Annotated in this window: 22 protein-coding genes, 2 pseudogenes and 1 riboswitch; of the genes and pseudogenes, 13 read left to right on the top strand and 11 right to left on the bottom strand. The window is 41.6% G+C overall.

Annotated features, from left to right (window positions below):
* Window positions 1–338 precede the first annotated feature (338 nt).
* The gene (locus tag O2S85_RS16600) at window positions 339–1,112 is read left to right on the top strand and encodes an HAD family hydrolase (RefSeq protein ID WP_269410406.1); all 774 of its coding nucleotides are present in this window, start codon (window positions 339–341) and stop codon (window positions 1,110–1,112) included.
* Between the two features lie 136 nt (window positions 1,113–1,248).
* Here the strand turns inward: O2S85_RS16600 and O2S85_RS16595 are convergent, their stop codons facing one another.
* On the bottom strand, window positions 1,249–1,851 hold the full coding sequence (locus O2S85_RS16595) for a DUF2238 domain-containing protein (protein ID WP_269410405.1): 603 nt from the start codon (window positions 1,849–1,851) through the stop codon (window positions 1,249–1,251).
* Between the two features lie 257 nt (window positions 1,852–2,108).
* On the opposite strand from O2S85_RS16595, the gene O2S85_RS16590 reads away from it, so the two are divergent.
* Genes O2S85_RS16590 through O2S85_RS16580 form a run of 3 tightly spaced genes read left to right on the top strand, consistent with a single transcriptional unit; the run spans window position 2,109 to window position 5,787 of the window.
* The gene (locus O2S85_RS16590; protein ID WP_269410404.1) at window positions 2,109–4,475 is read left to right on the top strand and encodes a xanthine dehydrogenase family protein molybdopterin-binding subunit; all 2,367 of its coding nucleotides are present in this window, start codon (window positions 2,109–2,111) and stop codon (window positions 4,473–4,475) included.
* Window positions 4,472–5,323 (top strand): FAD binding domain-containing protein, encoded by an 852-nt coding sequence (locus O2S85_RS16585; protein WP_269410403.1) that lies wholly within the window; start codon window positions 4,472–4,474, stop codon window positions 5,321–5,323. The genes O2S85_RS16590 and O2S85_RS16585 overlap by 4 nt, the downstream gene beginning before the upstream one ends.
* Window positions 5,320–5,787, top strand: a complete 468-nt coding sequence (locus O2S85_RS16580) for a (2Fe-2S)-binding protein (RefSeq protein ID WP_269410402.1) — start codon at window positions 5,320–5,322, stop codon at window positions 5,785–5,787. Before O2S85_RS16585 ends, O2S85_RS16580 begins: the two co-directional genes overlap by 4 nt.
* A 242-nt stretch (window positions 5,788–6,029) precedes the next feature.
* On the opposite strand, the gene O2S85_RS16575 is transcribed toward O2S85_RS16580, so the two are convergent.
* From O2S85_RS16575 to O2S85_RS16565, 3 genes are all read right to left on the bottom strand, one after another.
* The gene (locus O2S85_RS16575) at window positions 6,030–6,686 is read right to left on the bottom strand and encodes an HAD family hydrolase (RefSeq protein WP_269410401.1); all 657 of its coding nucleotides are present in this window, start codon (window positions 6,684–6,686) and stop codon (window positions 6,030–6,032) included.
* Between the two features lie 210 nt (window positions 6,687–6,896).
* Window positions 6,897–7,151: a DUF2187 family protein gene (locus O2S85_RS16570; RefSeq protein WP_269410400.1), complete on the bottom strand. Its 255-nt coding sequence runs from the start codon at window positions 7,149–7,151 to the stop codon at window positions 6,897–6,899.
* A complete protein-coding gene (locus O2S85_RS16565; protein ID WP_269410399.1) occupies window positions 7,151–7,687 on the bottom strand; it encodes a MerR family transcriptional regulator in 537 nt (178 codons plus the stop codon). The genes O2S85_RS16570 and O2S85_RS16565 overlap by 1 nt, the downstream gene beginning before the upstream one ends.
* Before the next feature lie 94 nt (window positions 7,688–7,781).
* On the opposite strand from O2S85_RS16565, the gene O2S85_RS16560 reads away from it, so the two are divergent.
* From O2S85_RS16560 to O2S85_RS16550, 3 genes are all read left to right on the top strand, one after another.
* The gene (locus tag O2S85_RS16560; RefSeq protein WP_269410398.1) at window positions 7,782–7,922 is read left to right on the top strand and encodes a hypothetical protein; all 141 of its coding nucleotides are present in this window, start codon (window positions 7,782–7,784) and stop codon (window positions 7,920–7,922) included.
* 144 nt (window positions 7,923–8,066) lie between these two features.
* A complete protein-coding gene (locus tag O2S85_RS16555; RefSeq protein WP_269410397.1) occupies window positions 8,067–8,897 on the top strand; it encodes a sulfurtransferase in 831 nt (276 codons plus the stop codon).
* Between the two features lie 4 nt (window positions 8,898–8,901).
* Entirely contained in the window at window positions 8,902–9,288 is a 387-nt protein-coding gene (locus tag O2S85_RS16550) for a hypothetical protein (RefSeq protein ID WP_269410396.1), read from the top strand.
* Between the two features lie 214 nt (window positions 9,289–9,502).
* On the opposite strand, the gene O2S85_RS16545 is transcribed toward O2S85_RS16550, so the two are convergent.
* The 5 genes and pseudogenes from O2S85_RS16545 to O2S85_RS16535 form a co-directional block, all read right to left on the bottom strand.
* Window positions 9,503–10,612 carry a 5-methyltetrahydropteroyltriglutamate--homocysteine S-methyltransferase gene (locus O2S85_RS16545; protein ID WP_269410395.1) on the bottom strand — a complete coding sequence of 370 codons (1,110 nt, stop codon included), beginning with the start codon at window positions 10,610–10,612 and terminating at the stop codon, window positions 9,503–9,505.
* A gap of 160 nt (window positions 10,613–10,772) precedes the next feature.
* Window positions 10,773–10,876, bottom strand: a riboswitch (SAM riboswitch).
* A gap of 153 nt (window positions 10,877–11,029) precedes the next feature.
* A complete protein-coding gene (locus O2S85_RS18960; protein WP_439649466.1) occupies window positions 11,030–11,470 on the bottom strand; it encodes a GMC oxidoreductase in 441 nt (146 codons plus the stop codon).
* A gap of 96 nt (window positions 11,471–11,566) precedes the next feature.
* Window positions 11,567–12,514, bottom strand: a complete 948-nt coding sequence (locus O2S85_RS18955) for a GMC family oxidoreductase N-terminal domain-containing protein (protein ID WP_439649464.1) — start codon at window positions 12,512–12,514, stop codon at window positions 11,567–11,569.
* Window positions 12,515–12,646: 132 nt separating this feature from the next.
* Window positions 12,647–12,763 (bottom strand): annotated as a pseudogene (locus O2S85_RS18950) (NAD(P)-binding protein); the annotation flags it as partial.
* Between the two features lie 24 nt (window positions 12,764–12,787).
* A complete protein-coding gene (locus O2S85_RS16535; RefSeq protein ID WP_269410394.1) occupies window positions 12,788–13,627 on the bottom strand; it encodes a gluconate 2-dehydrogenase subunit 3 family protein in 840 nt (279 codons plus the stop codon).
* A 328-nt stretch (window positions 13,628–13,955) separates the two neighbouring features.
* Here O2S85_RS16535 and O2S85_RS16530 point away from each other — a divergent pair, with 328 nt between their 5' ends.
* Window positions 13,956–14,306: a hypothetical protein gene (locus O2S85_RS16530; protein ID WP_269410393.1), complete on the top strand. Its 351-nt coding sequence runs from the start codon at window positions 13,956–13,958 to the stop codon at window positions 14,304–14,306.
* A 199-nt stretch (window positions 14,307–14,505) separates the two neighbouring features.
* Here the strand turns inward: O2S85_RS16530 and O2S85_RS16525 are convergent, their stop codons facing one another.
* Complete coding sequence (locus O2S85_RS16525; RefSeq protein WP_269410392.1) at window positions 14,506–15,048, bottom strand: NADPH-dependent FMN reductase; 543 nt, start codon at window positions 15,046–15,048, stop codon at window positions 14,506–14,508.
* A gap of 552 nt (window positions 15,049–15,600) precedes the next feature.
* Here O2S85_RS16525 and O2S85_RS16520 point away from each other — a divergent pair.
* The 5 genes and pseudogenes from O2S85_RS16520 to O2S85_RS16500 all read left to right on the top strand — a co-directional run bounded on the left by O2S85_RS16520 (window position 15,601) and on the right by O2S85_RS16500 (window position 18,601).
* Window positions 15,601–16,557 (top strand): ribonuclease YeeF family protein, encoded by a 957-nt coding sequence (locus tag O2S85_RS16520; RefSeq protein WP_369419588.1) that lies wholly within the window; start codon window positions 15,601–15,603, stop codon window positions 16,555–16,557.
* Window positions 16,557–16,778 carry a hypothetical protein gene (locus tag O2S85_RS16515; protein WP_269410391.1) on the top strand — a complete coding sequence of 74 codons (222 nt, stop codon included), beginning with the start codon at window positions 16,557–16,559 and terminating at the stop codon, window positions 16,776–16,778. The genes O2S85_RS16520 and O2S85_RS16515 overlap by 1 nt, the downstream gene beginning before the upstream one ends.
* A gap of 4 nt (window positions 16,779–16,782) precedes the next feature.
* A pseudogene (locus O2S85_RS16510) lies at window positions 16,783–17,213 on the top strand (YrhA family protein).
* Between the two features lie 591 nt (window positions 17,214–17,804).
* Entirely contained in the window at window positions 17,805–18,269 is a 465-nt protein-coding gene (locus O2S85_RS18945) for a polymorphic toxin type 50 domain-containing protein (protein WP_439649414.1), read from the top strand.
* Window positions 18,270–18,289: 20 nt separating this feature from the next.
* Window positions 18,290–18,601, top strand: coding sequence for a YxxD family cognate immunity protein YxxD (locus tag O2S85_RS16500; protein ID WP_269410389.1), 312 nt, complete (start codon window positions 18,290–18,292; stop codon window positions 18,599–18,601).
* Between the two features lie 176 nt (window positions 18,602–18,777).
* Here the strand turns inward: O2S85_RS16500 and O2S85_RS16495 are convergent, their stop codons facing one another.
* Window positions 18,778–19,404 (bottom strand): superoxide dismutase family protein, encoded by a 627-nt coding sequence (locus O2S85_RS16495; protein WP_269410388.1) that lies wholly within the window; start codon window positions 19,402–19,404, stop codon window positions 18,778–18,780.
* Window positions 19,405–19,579: the final 175 nt, after the last annotated feature.

Raw genomic sequence — 19,579 nt, 5'->3', positions numbered from 1 at the left:
ACTCGATCGATTTTGGTTGCATCTAGGCCGCTCAACTTTTATGTGTTCTCGATCAACTTTGGGCATGAGTCGCTCAACTTTTATGTGTTCTCGATCAACTTTGGGCATGAGTCGCTCAACTTTTATGTGTTCTCGATCAACTTTGGGCATGAGTCGCTCAACTTTCATGTATTCTCGATCAACTTTAAGCCAGAGTCGCTCAACTTTCATACGCCTCGATCGACTTTGCGCTCTGGTCATTATTAATCTGGAGAATTCTATATCAAAGGTCGTAAATGATCTGTAGCGAGCATATAATCAATAGATGGTTTTTGTTACAACGTATAGGTGGTGATTCGATGGTTCCATATCGTTTATTGGCGCTGGATTTGGATGGTACACTACTTACTGATGATAAGCGGATTTCACCGACAGATAGGAAATGGATAGGGCGGGCGACCGATGCGGGGGTTATGGTTATTATAGCCAGTGGCCGGGGGAGACAGTCTGTGAGAGCATTTAGAAAAGAGTTAGGTTTACATACTCCCATGGTGTTAGTAAATGGCGGTGAGGTCTGGGGGAGATCGGGTGAGTTGCTGGAACGATCAATTATTCCAAGAAAAGATATACGTACATTGAAGGAGATTGCCGAACATTATGGAGCGGATTATTGGGGATGCGACGTAAACGGTCTCGTTCGACGCCACCATTGGACGGAAAAAATGGGCTCCAGGAACTGGTTGAAGTTTGGTATTCGGGATCCGTATGTACAGGTTTTGGATAGAGTGAAAAAGCGAATTTGCAGTCTACATGGGCTTAGCATGACTAGTTCCGCTCTAAATGTTATTGAGGTTGGGGTGAAGGGAAAATCAAAAGCAACAGGTGTCAGAAAGGTTTGCGAGCATGTGGGAATAAAGATGGAAGAAGTGATGGCTATTGGGGATAATTGGAATGATTTCCCATTAATCAGGGCTGCCGGTTTTGGTGTGGCAATGGGAAATGCAATACCGCAATTAAAAGATGTTGCCAAGGCAGTGACGGATTCCAATGAACAGAGTGGGGTTGGAAAGGCGATTGAGAAATATTTACTTAGGGGAGATGTTCAAAAAACCGGAGAAAATGGGAATCGCTGATAAGTTTATCTGGTTACTTTTTGTGAGGAAGCGGCCGGGTACTTCCTCACTTTCCAAATTCAAAATGATCTTTCCATTCTGTGGTTATCGCAAAACTTCCTGAATAGTTTCTTGGAAAGGTGACCATATGAATGACCTATTTATGATTGGTGGGAATTGATTGACGCTTCCTTTTCAGCTTCACTTTTGTTCGAATCCCCGCATAGCCTGCAATGATCAATGAGCTAATCATACCGGCAATCAGGTCTGTCATCGTATCAAAGTTACCGCCGCCCTGCATTGTCGTTTGAAAGAGCTGATCACAGGTGAACTCATAAATTTCCCATAAAACCCCACCGAGTGCAGAGAATCCGAGTATAAACAGAAATACAAACCAGGGTGAAATAGCATTGCCGGCATTACGACGAATAAGCCGTTCATATAAGGCGATGGCAGTAAAAGCGAGCACTCCACCGCTGATAAAATGAATGAATGTATCCCACCAGCCGAGTCCATACCATTCCCGGATGGTACCGAGATACTGTGAGCCAAATAAGAAAACAAGATAAGAAATAACGAGGGGAAGATGAAATTTGAGCTTGAAAAACAGAGCCAACAGCAAAGGGATGGCACCACAAACTGCTCCGCCAACACCTACCAAGGCTTTTTTCATTTCTCCGCTATTGAAGTAATACACCGCCAGAAACGCCATGAAAATGGTAAATATCAGACATATTGCAATGACAATTTTACGTTTCAATCTATCACCTCAAAAACTTACAACTAGCTGTTACAAATCCGCTCATTTTGGTGTTCCCTTTTATATATGTACTATAACTTGCCCTATTTAACTGGATACATGCCTTTTTAAAAATATAATTCTGGGTTAATATCCGCGCTTAGGTCCATACAGCCGGTCGATAGTCTATACCTCTTAATGGATCCATTCCATTCACTTCAACCAAATCCCCGTGTCACGCTTTTAACCCGGGTATAGTTTCTTTGTTTTGACAAATAATGAAATTGGTTAATGAATATTTGTCAAAAGGGAGTATTGCAACGATGATTGGAAAGAGTGTAAAAAGAAAAGAGGGTGTCAACAAGGTTACCGGTAGGGCGCAATATACGGGTGATTTTTCAGCGTCGGGGATGTTGCATGCCAAATTACTGACAAGTCCTTATGCTCATGCAAAGATAAAATCAATCAATATAACAGAAGCAAAAAAATGTCCTGGTGTGCGGGCAGTTGTAATTGGCGAGGATTATCCGGTTTTGACGGGATCGGCCATTGCGGATCGCCCTATTTTGGCATTGGGAAAAGTCCGCTATTTTGGCGAGCCGGTTGCTGTTGTTGTAGCAGATAGTGAGCATGAAGCACAATTTGCCTGTGCGAAGATTCAGGTGGCGTATGAACCCTATCCGGTCATTAATTCGGTTCAGGAAGCAGTTGCGGGAATGCGCCCGTACGTTCATGAAGAATTGATGCACTATACAAGGGGAAAAGAGGTCAGGCCGGATCCAGATCGTAATATATCAAATCATGTCAAGGTTCGCAAAGGTGATATCGATGAGGGACGGGACCTAAGTGAGGTGACAGTTGAAACAGAAGTATCCCTGCCGCAAACGGATCATGCGGCAATGGAAACGCGTACCGTTCGCGCGGAAATTTTACCAAACGGGGAAGTGCATATCCATACATCCAGTCAGGCGCCGTTTATGGTGAAACAGGATATTAGTAAATATTTTTCCTTAAATGAAGATAAAGTGGTTGTTCACACGCCATTGGTAGGGGGCGGATTCGGTGGGAAGGCTGCGATTCAGCTAGAATTTATTGCATATGTAGCTTCTAAGGCGGTTGGCGGTAAGTTGGTGAAAATTGCAAACACAAGAGAGGAAGATTTGATCAGTTCTCCTGTACGTATTGGCATGAGCGCCAATGTGAAACTTGGGGCAAAGCAAACGGGAAAATTAATGATGGCGGAAATTACCTTTTTATTTGACTCAGGTGCATATGTCGATGAAGCGTCCGACATTACTACCACTGCGGCATTGAATTGTACAGGTCCTTACAAGATTGATCATGTATGGTGTGACTCCTTATGTGTCTACACGAATCATCCTTATTCCACGTCAAGCAGGGGGTATGGGCATGGAGAACTCGCATTTGCTATTGATCGTGCCTTAGATATGCTTGCAGAAAAATTACACATCGACCCCATTGAATTAAGAATGATGAATATGATCAAACCAGGCGATACCACACCGACCCAAGCACCCTTGACAAAAAGTAATATCGGTAATACGGCCAAATGTTTAGAGCGTGTCAAGCAATTAATCAATTGGGAAGAAGGGCAGGTTGTTCCGGTATCTGACCGTATGGTGCGGGCAAAAGGGGTCAGTTGTTTATGGAAAACCTCCATGTCCCCAACAGATGCAACAGCTGGTGCAATCATTACCTTTAACGAGGATGGCAGCATGAATTTGAATGTTGGTGTTGTGGAAATTGGTCAAGGAACCAAAACCACGTTAACCCAATTGCTTGCGGAAAGTATGCAGGTAGATGAAAGTAAAATCCATGTCATGATGGAGGTTGATACCCAGACAAGCCCACGCCATTGGAAAACAGTAGCAAGTACGGCAATATACATGGTCGGTAACGCGGTGTTGGAGGCAGCCGAGGATGTAAAACGGCAATTAAAAATCATTGCATCACACGCTTTACGATGCAAGCCAGAGGATCTTGATGTCGCAGAAGCCAGGGTGTTTGTAAAAAGTAACCCGGACATCAATGTGAATGTGAAAGACGTGGCTCATGGGTATAAATATGATAATGGAAACGCGGTTGGCGGCATGGTGGTTGGACGTGGCGGCTTCATTATGAACCACCTAACCAAAGTCAATCAGCAAACGGGACAAGGGATTCCCGGACCCGCTTGGACGGTTGGTGCACAGGCAGTAGAAGTAGAGTTTGATACGAAAACATTTTCCTATAAAATCAGTAAGGCAGTATCGGTCATTGATGCCGGAAAAATATTGAACCCAAAAGGTGCCCGTGGACAAGTGACCGGTTCGATGATCATGGGATTAAGCTGGGCCAATCGTGAACAAATCGTGGTTAATGACAATGGCAACATCGAAACGAACCAATTTCGCACGTACAAAACCTTACGCTACGAGGAACAACCTGAATATATCGTGGAGTTTTTGGATACTCCACAGCTCGATGCCCCATATGGTGCGCGGCCGGTTGCGGAACATGGAATCATTGGCATGCCGGCAGCACTGGGGAATAGTTTGTCGGCAGCTGCGGGAGTTCCACTGAATCAATTGCCACTTGTTCCGGAATACATTTGGCAGCAGAAAAAGGAGGCGGGGAACCTTTGATTGCGGTAGATTTTGAATATTATCAGGCTTTTTCCATAACAGAGGCTGTCGAGATGTTCCAGCGGTTACGCAACGAGGGAAAGTCGCCCATCTTTTACAGTGGTGGAACAGAAATTATCACCATGATGCGTACCAATCAGCTTTATACGGAAACAAGAGTAGTCATTGATATCAAGACCATTCCGGAATGCACCGTTTTGGAGTCCCAGGGTGACCGTTTGGTGATCGGTGCCGCGGTTCCATTATCCCAGCTTGAAGAGTGGAGTGAATTTCCATTATTGGGGAAAAACTGCAGCCGGATAGCTGATCATACGTCACGGGAAAAGATTACAATCGGCGGCAATATTTGTGGAAACATTAAATATAAGGAAGCAATCTTACCGTTATTATTAACTGACTGTGATCTAGTGGTTGCCGGGGAATCTGGAGTGAAGCAAATTCCGATTAATCAAACGTTTGATCAACAAGTAAATCTCGATCCCGGGTCATTTATTGTCCAAATCCTTGTAGATAAGCAATGGATTGATTTGCCGTTTGTCAGTAAAAAAATGACTAGAATTGGCCGAATTGGGTATCCCCTGTTTACTGTTTCCGGAATACAGAAAGAAGATCAGGTACGATTGGCGTTTAGTGGTTTGTGTGAATTTCCGTTTCGTTCAAGTGATGTGGAGGAAACCCTAAATAGGTCAGACCAGTCGCTGGAGAAGCGGATTAACGAGGCGATCGGCCAGCTTCCCGCACCACTCCTGGATGATATATACGGATCCGCAGCCTATCGAGCGTTTGTGTTACGACAGGTATTGGAAGAATCGCTATTGGAGTTGAAAGGGGATGGCAACGGGCGATGAAGATAACGGTGGAATTAACGATTAATAATGAGACAAAAAGCGTTCACGTCAGGCCTGCGGATACGTTGTTAAACACATTACGGGATGAACTTGGATTGACAGGAACCAAACCCGGTTGTGAGAATGGCGACTGTGGGGCTTGTACGATCCTTGTTGATGGCAGACCGATGAAATCTTGTTTGATGTTGACCGTAGAAGCGGTTGGCCATCACATCACAACGATTGAGGGATTGAAAGATACCCCAATTCAGCAAGCATTTATCGAGAAATTCGCCTTTCAATGCGGATACTGTACGTCAGGATTTTTAATGAACTGTTATGCATTGGCTGAACTTCATCCTAATGCCGATGATTATCAAATTAAAAATTGGTTGCAATCCAACATCTGCCGGTGTACCGGATATGAGGAAATCAAGGAAGCGATCACGTCGGTGTTGGAGGCAAAAAGATATGCCTCGGGGTGAGGTAATGGCTGTTTATAGTGGTGTGAGGGAGATTTGGTGTGAAGTGCTTCGATAATTCGAGGCCTTTTCTTTTTTATGGGATTCTCCGAGGACAACCATATTATGCGAACTTATCTTATTCGTGTCGATATTTCCTGGGAAAGTTCATCATTTCCCGGGAAATATCGACAGTTTTTTAGTCTCCACTTCAACTTCTTGTTAATCGAAGTCTCCACTGAAGAAGTTTCACTTTATAGGTTTGTTTATACTTTGATGGTTTCCAATAATTCTTTTAAAGTAATGTCTGACATCGATGTTATTCGGTGTTCTACCTGGCAGAATTCCATGGCTTCGGTTACTTCATTAGGTACGATGACGCAGCTCATGCCGGCTTTTTTTGCGGCGATTGCTCCATTTGCCGAATCCTCAAAAACGAGACATTCACCAACTTCCAACCCTAAACAGCTGGCGGCTTGTAAATATAATTCCGGGTCCGGCTTGACATGTTCCACATCATCTGACGTTTTAATGCAATCAAAGTAATCAATTAGATTTAGGTTTTGCAAGTGGTTGGAAACCCATTTATAGTTAGAGCTTGATGCCAATCCAACCTTCAAATCAAGTGTTTTTGCTTCTTTTAAATATTCCTCTACTCCAGATCGGGCACTTTCATTTGTTAATTGTTCATGGAATAAAGTATTAAATTGGGTTTCAAGTTCCTTCTGATTCAGTTTATTGCCGGTTTGTTCGCACAAATATTCAAATGGCTTAAATCCTGTATATGTTCCGATTTCTTGTTGCCAACGTTTTAGCGACAGCTCGGCTCCGTGTTTGGCAAAAATATCACTTAGCAGTCTATACTCGACGGTTTCTGTATCAAAAATCAAACCATCAAAATCAAAAATTACACCTTTTATCATGTATCTGTTCTCCTCTGTAATGAATAATCTAGGGTCATTATATACACAAAGCACTTAAACATTCAAATAGGGAAAGAACGAGGGTTTGGGATTGCCATCGATCAGATATTTAATGGAACGATTATAGTCAGTCGAGTACTATTTCGAGGTCCATCATATCATCGAAAAAACGGACAAGGCAGTCACTACGCCTTTGTCCGTTTATGCGAATTATTTCTTATCAACAACCCTGTACTTATGATGTGCAACAACCGTATTCGGATATCCAAACGGTAGTTTTTTCAGGTTGTTCAGTGATTCAATATCTACAATGATACTTTTTTTGCAGTTAGAAGGTAATACTACTCCCTTCATAATAAAATCGTTTTTCTTGAATTCCACAATATCACCAGGTTTGGCTTTTTTCTTGTCAGGTGTAAACAACTCAATTCTCCTCGTAAGTATTGTCCATGCTTCAATAAGCATTAATGAAATAAGCGCGCAAATGATGCTTTGCTCGTCTCATAATTATTGGATGCAAGTTCCCGTTTTAATGTCGCAATCTCTTGCTTTAGCTCGTTTATATCCTCAACTTGCTTTTCCAACTTTTTAATTCGTTTCAGTTGTTTGCGTTGTTGTTCTTGCAGTTCATGGATGATTTTTTCTTGGTTTGTAACGTTGGATACAGTTTTTCCAATGGTTTGCATGATTGTTAACATATTTTCCTTGTCATTACCATGATCCAGTGTTGTCTGTGTTTCTTTCATTGCATGATTCTGATTGGTTGGAAGTGCGTAATTGGCCAACATGATTTTTATTTGTGCATTTTCATAGTTTTTGGCTTTCCATTTTTTTATACGTTTTAACACGTCAACAGCATCGGGGTAGTAATAAGTGGCGTCTCTTTCCTCCGTTTTCGGGATATAAACATCAAAATCCTCAATCCAATTCGCTGCCGTATATAGTGAGATTCCGACCATACGGCTTAGGCTTCTTATGCTCAACAATTCCAATGTTTTCACCGTCTACTTTCTTTATCAGTATTGAAGTGCCGTTTTTAATTTCCGACGCTACATGTTTATCATAAAAGAAGAAGTTGGGATGAATATGTGATAAATGTGGAAAAAGTTAGGGATGGATCATAACCCTGATATTCAGCGGTTATCTGTTACCTATTCCAAAACGTCTGCAACTGAAACTAGACCAGTTGTTATTTATGATTTTGAAAATGATTGTTCAGTGATTGCCTCCCTCTAGATAATTAAAATATCTTCAAAATGCTCTTGTTTACAGAGAGACCTTTCAATCTTTTCGCAAAAATGCCACTCCAAGTATTGTATTCCGATAAATTTAGTGGTATTTTAATTGTAGGCAAAGCAATTTATCAAAGGAGGTTTTTTGATGACTGTGAATAAAGCACTCGTTACAACGGATTGGGTGGCAGAACATAAGGATGATGACAAGGTCCAACTGGTGGAAGTGGACGTTGATAATAGCGCGTATGAATCTGGTCATATTGAAGGAGCAATTGCATGGAACTGGACGACCCAGTTAAATGATCAGGTCCGTCGTGATATCCTTAGTAAAGATCAGTTTGAGGAATTACTTGGCAACTCTGGCATTACCCCTGACACATTAATTGTATTGTACGGTGATAATAACAACTGGTTCGCAGCATATGCATACTGGCAGTTGAAAATTTTTGGCCACGAACAAGTCAAATTATTGGATGGCGGCCGGGTAAAATGGGAGCTTGAAGAACGCCCATATGTAACAACTGAACCTAATGTAACCCCTGTAAAATATGAGGCGAAAAATCCAGATCTGTCTGTTCGTGCGCTTCAACCTGAAGTATTAGCTGCAGTAAAGGATGGCAACGTAGCGCTTGTAGATGTCCGCAGTCCACAAGAATTTAGCGGTGAAGTTATTGCGCCACCAGGAATGACCGAAACAGCTCAACGCGGTGGACATATACCAGGAGCTGCCAATGTGCCATGGAAACAAGCTACAAATGAGGATGGTACGTTTAAATCTCCAGAGGAATTAAAAGAATTATATGGAACAAAAGGAATTACTTCCGATAAAGACGTTATCACCTATTGCCGAATTGGTGAACGTTCTGCTCACACATGGTTTGCCCTTCACGAGTTACTTGGCTTTGACAACGTCCGCAACTATGACGGCTCCTGGACCGAATGGGGAAGCATGGTTGGCGTACCGGTTGAGAGGTAAAGCAATGGCGGTAGAAATCATTCGTGTGAGTGACGTTCCAATCATAAAACAGCTATTCTCAAAAGCGCTAAAGGATGGACAGCTTGAAAAACTACCAATCTATTTGGATGCATCTGTGTTAGATTCCTATAAAGAAAAGGACGATTATAAAATCATTCGAACCGATACGTCTGGACGAATTTCCAAAACCGGTGGCTGGTCCTTGGACTTTGGAATTAGTCACGATGATGCGATTCTTCAGGTTACTGCAGAAAGTTTTGTCCACAGGATCCCGGATAAGGAAAAAGAACAATGGCTGGCTCATCTGGTGTCATTGCCAACTAGCCAAAACTTTATCAAAGGTGTCATTCGTCCCGGTTGTTTGGACGATGGAGCAATACGTTCCTGGTAGGATCATCCCCCCCAAGCATCAAGGGGGGATGTTTGTTTTTGTTTCTTTTGATAGCTGAAAATATGAAACAGTCATTGTATGCTCATTGCATGTTTTCAATAAAAAAGGAACTCCTCCATTAGGAAGTTCCTAATAAAAATCCAGACTATCCCCACAACACTACAGAGACCCTTGAATATCCTTAACCGAAGACATTTCGAGATTGTACCAATGATCAAAATCCCCATACTTCATTGGCGATCTCGACAATAAACTTCAGCTTCCTCCATTGATCTTCCTCAGTTAATTTATTTCCATGATGGGTTGAGGCAAATCCGCATTGTGTACTTAGAGCTAGTTGTTCAAGCGGTACATATTGTGATGCTTCCTCGATTCGTGCTTTAATCTTTTCCTTATCTTCCAGCTCACCAGATTTGGAAGTGACCAGGCCAAGTACAACCTGTGCCCCTCCATTTGGGATATATTCCAATGGTTTGAAATCACCGGAACGATCATCGTCATACTCTAAAAAGAATCCATTGACATTTTCTTTGGCAAATAATGTGGGTGCAATCCGTTCATAACTTCCTGCAAATGCCCAGTTGGATCGATAATTACCGCGACAGAGATGGGTTGTCACATGCAAATCATCCGGTTTTCCTTCCAGCACGCCATTGACAACTCGCAATGCCAAATCAATTAATTGTTCCCGATTATATGTACCGTCATTGAACGGAATATCTGGTGACGAAAGCCCGGCAATATACACATCATCAAATTGTAAGTATCGTACACCAGCATCATAAAACGCCCGTAATGCATCCCGGTAGGTTTGGATAATATCATCTGCATATTCCTCTATATCCGGATAGATACTTTCATCGCGAATGCCGTGATTAAACAATTGGTTAGGACTTGGAATCGTTTGTTTGGCAACTGCCCGGCCATCTACAATGTCATGAAACAAGGCAAAGTCGTTTAGAAACGGATGGTCCGGATTGAACGAGATCTTGCCAATGTTTCGTACATCATACTTTTCCGTTTCCTCCTCACCATGAAAAATGAATCCAGTTTCAGGAACATAGCCTTCTACACCATTTAAATGTTCCAGGAAATCTGTATGCCAGAAGCGGCGTCTGAACTCTCCGTCACTCACGGCTTTTAAACCGACCTCAATCTGCTTGTCAACAATGCGCTTGATTTCCTTCGTTTCAATCTCGCGCAGTTGTTCAGCGGAGATGCTTCCTTCTTTGTATGCCTTCCTCGCCTGATGCAAATTTTCTGGACGGAGCAAGCTGCCAACAAGATCAGCTTTAAATGGTGCTTTGGTTAATGTAATCGACATGTAATATACCCTCTTTCTTTTTTGTGATGATTAAAATCAATAGGTTCAGATATTCCTGCAACACCGCTCCTTCCTGTCTAGTTTATGTGGGGGGCCTTTATGGAATCAAAAAACCCCTTCTTGAATTAAGAAGAGGTTTCACGATCATAGTTGTTCGCTCTTCTTATCTTCAAGCATGACGCTTCTGGAATTGGCACAGTACTCTATTCCGAGTCTGCTGCCGAGGCTTCCAAGGGCCAGTCCCTCCACCTCTCTGGATAAGAAAAAATTATATTAAATTATTAATATTTACGTTACACGTGACGATACTAAATGTCAAGGGATTTTTGAATGTTTATAAAAGTAACAGATACTAACCCCAAGCCAATAAAATATATTCAATGAATCAAACAAGTAAAATACTTATTCCCTTTTCTCCTAAGAAACTATTCCTCCTCCATTTTTTAAATACTGAATCATTCCCTCTGTCGCACGGTAAGCGAATGCACCGATAGTAACGGTTGGATTGTAATTACTGTTATGTGGGAAGGAAGAGCCGCCTACAACGAATAGGTTTTCCATATCCCACATCTGTGAGTAGGTGTTTACCGCTGACGTTTCGGGTTTGTCGCCCATGATTGCGCCACCGAAGAAATGATCGGTATAAAATTTGTGGTCGAATTGCGTATCATCATCAATTTCATCGACATCCACGATATCAGCGCCCATTTTTTCCACGATTTTTTTGGAAGTGTTAATACCGTGACGGGTGCGGCTGATATCATAGTCCTGGTATTCACAGGTTACTCTGAGCAGCGGATTGCCAAGATAATCGGTGTACGTTGGATCCAGGTCCATGTAGCTGTTCTTGTTTGGCAAAAATGCGGTCTGTGGGGTCAGGAAGATATTGCGATTCGTGTAGTGCAATGAATTTTTCTTAAATTCCTTCCCCCAGATTGGTGTACCTTTTGGAACTTAGTTATTGGCAATTGGCCGCATTCCCGTCTGGAAGTAATGCACTTCATACCCATGTAGAAAATCGAGATCGGTATGGTCGATATTATCACCGCTAAAGTCATCAATCGTCGTACCCAGGGCACCTGCACCGGCATACAGATTGAATTTTTTATCTTCAAAGAAGCCGCGGGTACCGACATAGGTAGAGAGATTGGAAAAATGGCCGGTGAAATTTTTGCCGATGATACCTTTTCCAGTTTTAGGATTGTATGGTTCGCCAATCTCAGATAATAATAATAACCGGTTATTGGTAAAAACAAATCCGGCAAGCACAACAATGTCAGCAGGTTGCTCGTATTCCTGACCGGTTGAGGTATCGGTATAAATAACCCCGTTGGCCCGATTGCCGCTATGGGTAACCCGGGTGGCAGTGCATTGATTACGCAGTTCGTAATTGCCAGTCTTTTCGGCAGTTGCAAGTACAGTTACAATCGGATCCGCCTTCGCACCAAAGTCACAGCCATATTCCTCACAAAATGCACAATACATACAGGCGTTAATGGTTTCTCCGTCCGGGTTCGTGTACTGCCTGGTGACGTTGGCAGATGGTATGTGATAGGGATGATATCCGAGTTCTTTCGCGGCTTTTTTATACAGCCGGGTAACCGCGGTCTCCTGCATCGGCGGATTCGGATATTTATCTGAACGCTTGGGCCCGATTGGGTTTTCTTCTCCGGATATACCGGCAGTTTTTTCGAATTTGTCGTAATACGGTTCCAATTCGTCATAGGTAATGCCCCAGTCCTGAATGGTCATATCTTTGGGGATTTTATCCTTGCCGTAGCGATCCACCGTTTTACTGTAAATCTCAAAATCATATGGCAACCAGCGGAAACTAATGCCATTCCAATGTACACCTGCCCCTCCAGTGTCTGTGCCGATGCGGGCGTGACTATTGTTGCGCACGGGCAATGCTGTACCGTTTATACTACTTCTCGAGGTAATGGTGTCCTTATTTAATTTCTGCATCAAATCATAGCGGATGGAATATTTTAATTCATCCTTGGTACCAACAAAATCATCTTGCTTTTTGTTCTCTCCGCGTTCTAACACGACAACTTGGTAACCTGCTTTGGAAAGTTCTGCAGCGGCAATACCACCTGCCCAACCAGAGCCAACGATAACTGCATCCACTTTATCGAGTTTTTGGACCATATTCTCTCCTCCTTGTCATGTTGATTAATGTCCTTGATATTGCTTTAGGCTCATTGGTTCAATTTTGTCGAATTTCTCGTTGCTAATAATATTAGTGTACGATGGCTGGGAACCGGGAAATTCTTTCATACGCCAGCCGTCCATGTTTTTGTTTCCGCCATATAGCGGGTCAGCGTAACACCCCTCTAATGTTGCTTGCCGTAACAAGGTGAAAAAATCAGCGGCAGAAACACCTTGCATCTTGACTTTGTCATGTTCAAAGTCCTGTAAAATTTCAATTTGCTGATCTTCATCAGCCTTATCAAACGTTGTATCGAAGCGTTTTTTACTTTCATCATTCATTTTTCGCAGCCCATTGAGAAAAATCTGCCCGCGATCCAGCATAGACTGATCGGCCTGACCTTCATTACTCCGATTTTTTTTCTGATAAATAAACGGGCGATGCCGGTAATCTCTGCCGTTAATGCCCCAAAGACCGGCTAGCTGATTATCAATAAAATAGGGTACACCAAGCTCGATTGCACCCGGCCCATTATCATCCTTGGGATAAATTCGTTCGACGGCCGCTTCCAATACCGTGAAGTCCCCGATGCGATGGAAAAATTGCCGCGCGTTTTGATAGTCAGCTGTATTTTCTTTCTTTGATTGTGTTTTTGGTGTTTTCGCCTCTTCGTTTGATGTGAACTGATTAGTTAAAAAACCGCCAAGTAATCCCCCGCCAATCACACCGCCAGCTACCATCCCGCTGTTTTTGAGAAAGCGGCGGCGACTGGGGTCATGTGTAACATCATCATGTTGGTCACCTGAATGATTTTCCGGATTGTCCTTTTTGGGATCCTGATCATTATCACGCTTATCTGTCATGACATATACCTCCTGCATTTTTTGTATACGGGTATTTTTACCAATGGGTGGGGAAATATACAGTTCTTAGAAGCATGTTCTTTCAAATTGCAGTGAATTACATATGCGTGGGGAAAGAAATAGTGCAGAGGTAGATTGTTAAAATTACGGGGTTTATCAGCGACTTTGTCAATATATCCCGGTATATTGACATTTTAAGCATCTCTTTTTGCACGTGGAAATAGATGCTTTTGTGAAATAGTAGTGTGTCTTTACAACCTATGAAATTTTCCCCTGGCGGATCGGAAATATGTTACACTAAGTAAAAGAATAAAAGAAGGTGAACCGGTTGGAAAAAGAAGACAAAATCATTGGAATGTTGGAGTCTATTGCAGAAAGGCTCGATGGCATGGACAAGCGATTTGATCGTACGGATGAGCGAATGGATGGGTTTGACCAAACACTGAAAATGCAAGGGGAAACACTAAAAGAACATGGACAGATTTTGCGTGCTTTACAGTCCGGGCAAGCGTATTTGAAAGCGGAAATTGACGGTATGAAAATTGCAAATGCAAAGGAATTTGGTTCTTTGAAAGAGGCGTTGGATGACCATGCCGCAAAATTGGAACTTGTGCGGGATGACACCTGGGCAAACAAAGTCGACATTCATCGTATCAAGACAACCATGGGTATGAAATAAGATAACTACAAGATTACTTCACAAATAAGACTTCGGAAAAATTTTTCTTCAGATCAAAGGATGGCAAATGCTCGTCTTTTTTTATTACTCATTTGAAAGTTAATTGGGGAAGATCAAAGTTGACCGAATGCATCTGAAAGCCAATCAAGGCGAGCATCAATCGCGCTATTATTCTTTTCCACCACAAAAAAACAAGGGACTATCTATTATTAATCCCTCGCTGCAGATAAATCATTTCATCGGCAAGTTTTTTAATCCTTTCTGAAACGTTACGATCAATAATTTCATCGCTTTCTTCATTAAAGGAATCATTTTGGATAAAGACGTTGCCTGTTGGAATCAATCCTTTAAAATAAGAAAGGACCGGCTTTAATTGATATTCCGGCACCAAGAAATGTTTATTGGACCAACCAGTTGCGACAATACCGGTTACTTTATATTTAAAGGCATTTTCAGGAAAAAGGTCTAACAAGTTTTTTAATGCTCCTGAAATGGATGCCTGATAAATGGGTGTGCCAAATACCAAAAAATCGGCGGACAGCATCTTATTCACAACATTCCAGGTATCATCGTTATAATCCGATAATGGGGCACCCACAGAAAATTCCACTTCATAGTCCCGTAAGTCAATCAACTCCGTCTGTATAGATGAGTCAATCAATTTGGCCGCAACCAACACATCGTTTACAGCCAGAGATGTCTTGTCACCGGCTAATGCTCCTGATACTCCGACAAGTTTCAACAGGATTGCCTCCTTTCCCATAACCATTCATAACATGAAATAAGGCATCGATATTGCACCTTATTCCTATTATTGTATGACTATTTAGGTTGATTGTTTATGTACCTGTTAAATAAGTGCTGCATATTTATTACAGTTGAAGCTTATCTTGTCCTGAATTTTAACGCAAGCCATTTGCTCGTATCCGGGTGAGCGGCATCCCCCACCCCGCGCGTCAATCATTGCCCCGCCAGCATAACAACCAGTGTGCAAGAGAGACATGTAGTTTTTGATTGACAGGAAAATCTGCCCAAAGGTGTGACTCGCCAATAAAAGTTGTGATGTTGGCGATAGCCTTATCTTAGGTACATCCACAATTTCCGTAACAAAGAGTATACGCAAGGGTGGTAAAACATTTAACGACGATTTTTGCTATATATACGGTGATTTTATTACCCTTCGAACTATCATTTCATCCTCAAAAATTAAAAAACAGTACTTTTCCCCCTTTAAAATTGGTAGAGATTTCCCATATAATATAGATAGAATTCATGAAATATTTGTGAGAAGCAGTTGCGAAATACATCAAATAGAGAATTGCAACTGTGGGTTACCGGGACAAAGGAACCGTCCCTGTGTCCCATTTGGGGGTGTTGGTTTATTAAGGTTTTAGATGTTTATCAGTTATTGAAAAGAATTAGAGAAACAGGGAAGCGCTTACATAGTTTGGGTGAACAGGTTCAGGACCTAAAGAAGCGGGTGATGGCGGTTGTGACACTGGATGATTCGTTTCGTGGGAAGGGTGCGCAGGCGATTCGTTCGTTTTATAAGGAATTGCATCTGCCCTTTTTGCTGTTTTTGGAGGGGTTTATTGCTGATTATCAGGATGTGTTAAAAGGTATGGAAAGTGAACTGCTGGCGATGGAGCCTGATGAAAATGGTTATATTCACCAGGAGTTTCTAGAAGGTGATTTGGTCGATGGGTTGAAAAAGGCGGAGCAGATGACAACTGCTTTGACGGATGAAACCAACGCAGCGATTAAATCTATTCGAGATATTGTATCGCTTCCGACTGTCGATGATGAGGAATTCCTGTTCACGTTGACCCAAGGAAGAAGCCAAATTTACGAAACGGTAGAAAAGCTACATGCATACGATGCCGACCAAACAGCCAAGTTGGAACATGTGGAACATGATATTCAGGTGATGAAACAATATTTGCAGAAGATCAATGAAAAGCAGGTTAGCGGTGATCTAAGCATTGCTGGTTATTCAGTGAAACAGCTGTCTGGTGTCGATGCGTATGATGAATTGCTCAAAGGCCTAAAGGGTAAGAGGGCGAGTAATGCCTTTTCCCGTGATAATCTAATGACTTATGGTGTTAAGGGATTTTTGACGCGGTTTTTGAACATACCGATACCAGGTGCTGTGGTGAAATATGCGCAGAAAAAATTTGAGATGCGCACCATGGATTATAGTCTGCGATCCATGCAAACGTTACTTGATATAGGCGGTAGCTCCATTTCTTGATGAATGCGTGTCAATACGTCACGTTACAAGACAAGGTTGTAAATGCCGAGGAAATTTCCGATTACAAAGAAGAGCTCCAAGGAAAATATATGACCTTAAATAATGGCCGGATTGTCCGGGAGTTTGAAGAAGATGAGGAAATGAGGCACTTGTTTGTTGACCCGTATCCCGGAAGATCGGCTGGAACCGGAGAAAAGGTTAAGCCGTTTGAAATGATGTGATAGAATGATAAAAGAATTGATTAATCAGTTAAAAAGTGAAATGAAGTCATTTGGAGAAAAACCTCCACAGCCTGCTGATGAAACTAGTTTAAAAAAGGTTAGGAAATGGGTGTTAAATCGTTTCGAGGGAGAGAACTTCTTTAATGAATATGAAGAATTTTTAAAAATAGTGAATGGCTTTGATTATAATGGCTTGATTATTTATAATTCCGATATTAATGATGAAAACAATGGTTTTATTAATGCCAATACCATTTGGTGGGAAAACGAGGAACTAGAAAACTATGTTTTTTTGGGGATAGTGATATTTCTTGGCTCTGCTACGATTTGAAACACAAGCGTTTTTGTGAATTAGATAAACCTAGCGGGGATCTTATTGAGGTTTATACAACATATGAACAAATGCTGGAAGAAGCGATAAGGAATATATTGTGAGTGAACTCAAGATCCATCTGGAGATAAGGTAACAGATTGTTTTTCATCTTTTTGATCAACCGGTAGTCCCACAGGTGTTTACTACAAAATCGACAGTATTACAGATGAATGGCTGAATTCACTTGTGAGAAGACAGTATATACAAGATTTATGCAATAGGTTTACTAAATCAATCCTGGTAACATGTAATGTACTATAAAAAATAATGCCAGTAATTTTAGTGAATTTATGCATGCATAGAGATGTTGGAAGTTAAAAACAAATAAAATAACAAAACGTTGGACGGAAGGTGTAGTAATCTTTTGTCCAACGTTTTAATATTGTTTTAATTCAGGATAAGGGTTTATATATAAAAAGTAATTCCATAAGTGTGGAGTAGTCGCAACATTGGCATGATATCACGGACATCTTGGGAGTGGCAGGTTTACTAGGCATTGCAAGGCCCCCTGTTAAGTCAGTGGCTCAAATACAGTAAAATCCGCTGACAAAGCTGCAAAGACAGAAAATAGAGTGGGTTCAGTTAAACACGGGGAGAAATCATCAACGAAATCCGTATCTAGGGCTTCAACCCCGATAGTAAGAGGAAATTCGGTGGAACCATTCCAGATTCCGACAGTTAATAATTTGATAAACTCGTTGAAAAAGAGCGTTCCAGAAGTTGGGGCTGTGCAGGATAGTGCTGGTGGGCAGTATTGGTTTGTGCGGAAGCAAGATAGAAATGACTTCAATAAAAAGAAAACTGATGGCCAAGTCTTTGGGGTAATAAATGGTTTTGAGGCTAAAGTGCACCCGGGTAAGCAAGGAAAACATATACAAGGGCATTCAAATTATAAAAAGGGAAAGAGTATTTTTAACGGCGATGCGCAAAAATTATTGGATGAAAAAGCAGGAACTGGGCAATGGCTAGGAGCAAATAAGGAAAGGGTGGACTTTGGACAAGTAATAGGTAAATATGTCGATCCTATAACTGGGGAGTATTATGAAACTACTAAGGGAATTATACATTATTCAAAAAATGGTGCACATATTGTACCTTCGAATCCTATTAGTTGGTAAAAAAGGAGGACGCAAATATTATGGAAACCGATTCACTTCATAAGGTTCTACTTACTAGTTTAAAAGACAGATATTATGTCATAATTAAGTGGAAAAGTGGTTTAGAAATCAAGGGGAAAGTGGATACCTGTTATGAAACGGATAATGGGCTAGAGATAGAAGAAGAAGATTATCAAGAGTTTTATGCATGTGCAGTTGAAGTTATTGAGATTTTAAATGTACCGGTCAAAGTTGATAATTATATAAAGAAAGGGAATTTGATAGAAGTATCTATCCAAAATAAACCAAAACAAGTTTTATTAGAGGATTATACAGTGATTTGGTCCCAGTAAATACTTGTTAGAACCTTAGAACAGAATATTTACTAATAAAAGTTTACCTCCGATTAGAGAAGATCCCAGAGGAATGTCATGTTTTTCAAAAGCCTGTTCTAAGATAAAACAATACCCCAAGACGTGATCACCTTGGGGTACATGTTAGACAATAGACGTTAAGCTAAACGAGAAGGTCATTGATGCATCGCTGTTCCCGATGACTCGCTTATAGAACCGCATGCCAGTCGGTCACCTGCGTCTCCAGCAGGCTGTGATTTTCCGTCATCAGCACCTTCATGAATGACGAGGGATGTTCCTTCATCGGTTAGTAAAGAGTTATTCTCGCCTTTTTCCAATGATACATTTTCAACCAGAAATGACTGTTTCACCGTGCCATCATTCCCTACCACAATATTTGGCATGTCGCCAGCGTGTGGTCCATCCGGGTCATCAAACCCATGATTGGTATCATCCGGATTGTAATGGCCTCCTGCTGATTCGAAGTCTGGCGCCTCACATTGTCCTTTTTCATGGATATGAAAAGCGTGGGTGCCTTTTGGGAGGTTTTTTCCTTCAATCATGATTTCAACCCCATCCGAAACCTGATTTAATGTTGCCGTCCCAACCGACTCACCATCACCGTTATTTAGGTCAACGTTAACCTTTTGGGTATTCTCATCCTTGTTTACTTGTTGGGCGTCGGCATCTTTTTTAACCGTGTTGTTCCGACTGTCTGCGTTGTCATTATCTGCGTTTCCACCACATGCAGTTAAAACAACCGCAATAGTTAATAGAAATAAAAGGGAAATCCTGCGTTTCATCCATGCAACTCCTTTCCAACTCCAATGTTTACAATATATATTTAACATAAATGGAGTAAGTTAAACCTTTTGGTGTTAAATCATTTCTATGTCGAGACTCCCTCCAGCCTTGTAAGCAAATTGGGCCACTTCATCAATTATTGGATAAAAGCACCCGTTTTTTAGCAAATTGAAT

The sequence above is a fragment of the Lentibacillus daqui genome (assembly GCF_027186265.1).
GTDB classification, from domain to species: Bacteria; Bacillota; Bacilli; order Bacillales; family Amphibacillaceae; genus Lentibacillus_C; species Lentibacillus_C daqui.
This window is presented reverse-complemented; position numbering and strand designations above follow the sequence as displayed.

What these genes read in the sequence shown, in the direction of transcription:
- O2S85_RS16600 (WP_269410406.1), top strand. Translation starts at nt 339, where the DNA reads ATGGTTCCATATCGTTTATTGGCGCTGGATTTGGATGGTACACTACTT.
- O2S85_RS16590 (WP_269410404.1), top strand. Translation starts at nt 2,109, where the DNA reads ATGAAATTGGTTAATGAATATTTGTCAAAAGGGAGTATTGCAACGATG.
- O2S85_RS16580 (WP_269410402.1), top strand. Translation starts at nt 5,320, where the DNA reads ATGAAGATAACGGTGGAATTAACGATTAATAATGAGACAAAAAGCGTT.
- O2S85_RS16575 (WP_269410401.1), bottom strand. Translation starts at nt 6,686, where the DNA reads ATGATAAAAGGTGTAATTTTTGATTTTGATGGTTTGATTTTTGATACA.
- O2S85_RS16570 (WP_269410400.1), bottom strand. Translation starts at nt 7,151, where the DNA reads ATGCTTATTGAAGCATGGACAATACTTACGAGGAGAATTGAGTTGTTT.
- O2S85_RS16560 (WP_269410398.1), top strand. Translation starts at nt 7,782, where the DNA reads ATGTGGAAAAAGTTAGGGATGGATCATAACCCTGATATTCAGCGGTTA.
- O2S85_RS16555 (WP_269410397.1), top strand. Translation starts at nt 8,067, where the DNA reads ATGACTGTGAATAAAGCACTCGTTACAACGGATTGGGTGGCAGAACAT.
- O2S85_RS16550 (WP_269410396.1), top strand. Translation starts at nt 8,902, where the DNA reads ATGGCGGTAGAAATCATTCGTGTGAGTGACGTTCCAATCATAAAACAG.
- O2S85_RS16545 (WP_269410395.1), bottom strand. Translation starts at nt 10,612, where the DNA reads ATGTCGATTACATTAACCAAAGCACCATTTAAAGCTGATCTTGTTGGC.
- O2S85_RS16535 (WP_269410394.1), bottom strand. Translation starts at nt 13,627, where the DNA reads ATGACAGATAAGCGTGATAATGATCAGGATCCCAAAAAGGACAATCCG.
- O2S85_RS16515 (WP_269410391.1), top strand. Translation starts at nt 16,557, where the DNA reads ATGAATGCGTGTCAATACGTCACGTTACAAGACAAGGTTGTAAATGCC.
- O2S85_RS16500 (WP_269410389.1), top strand. Translation starts at nt 18,290, where the DNA reads ATGGAAACCGATTCACTTCATAAGGTTCTACTTACTAGTTTAAAAGAC.
- O2S85_RS16495 (WP_269410388.1), bottom strand. Translation starts at nt 19,404, where the DNA reads ATGAAACGCAGGATTTCCCTTTTATTTCTATTAACTATTGCGGTTGTT.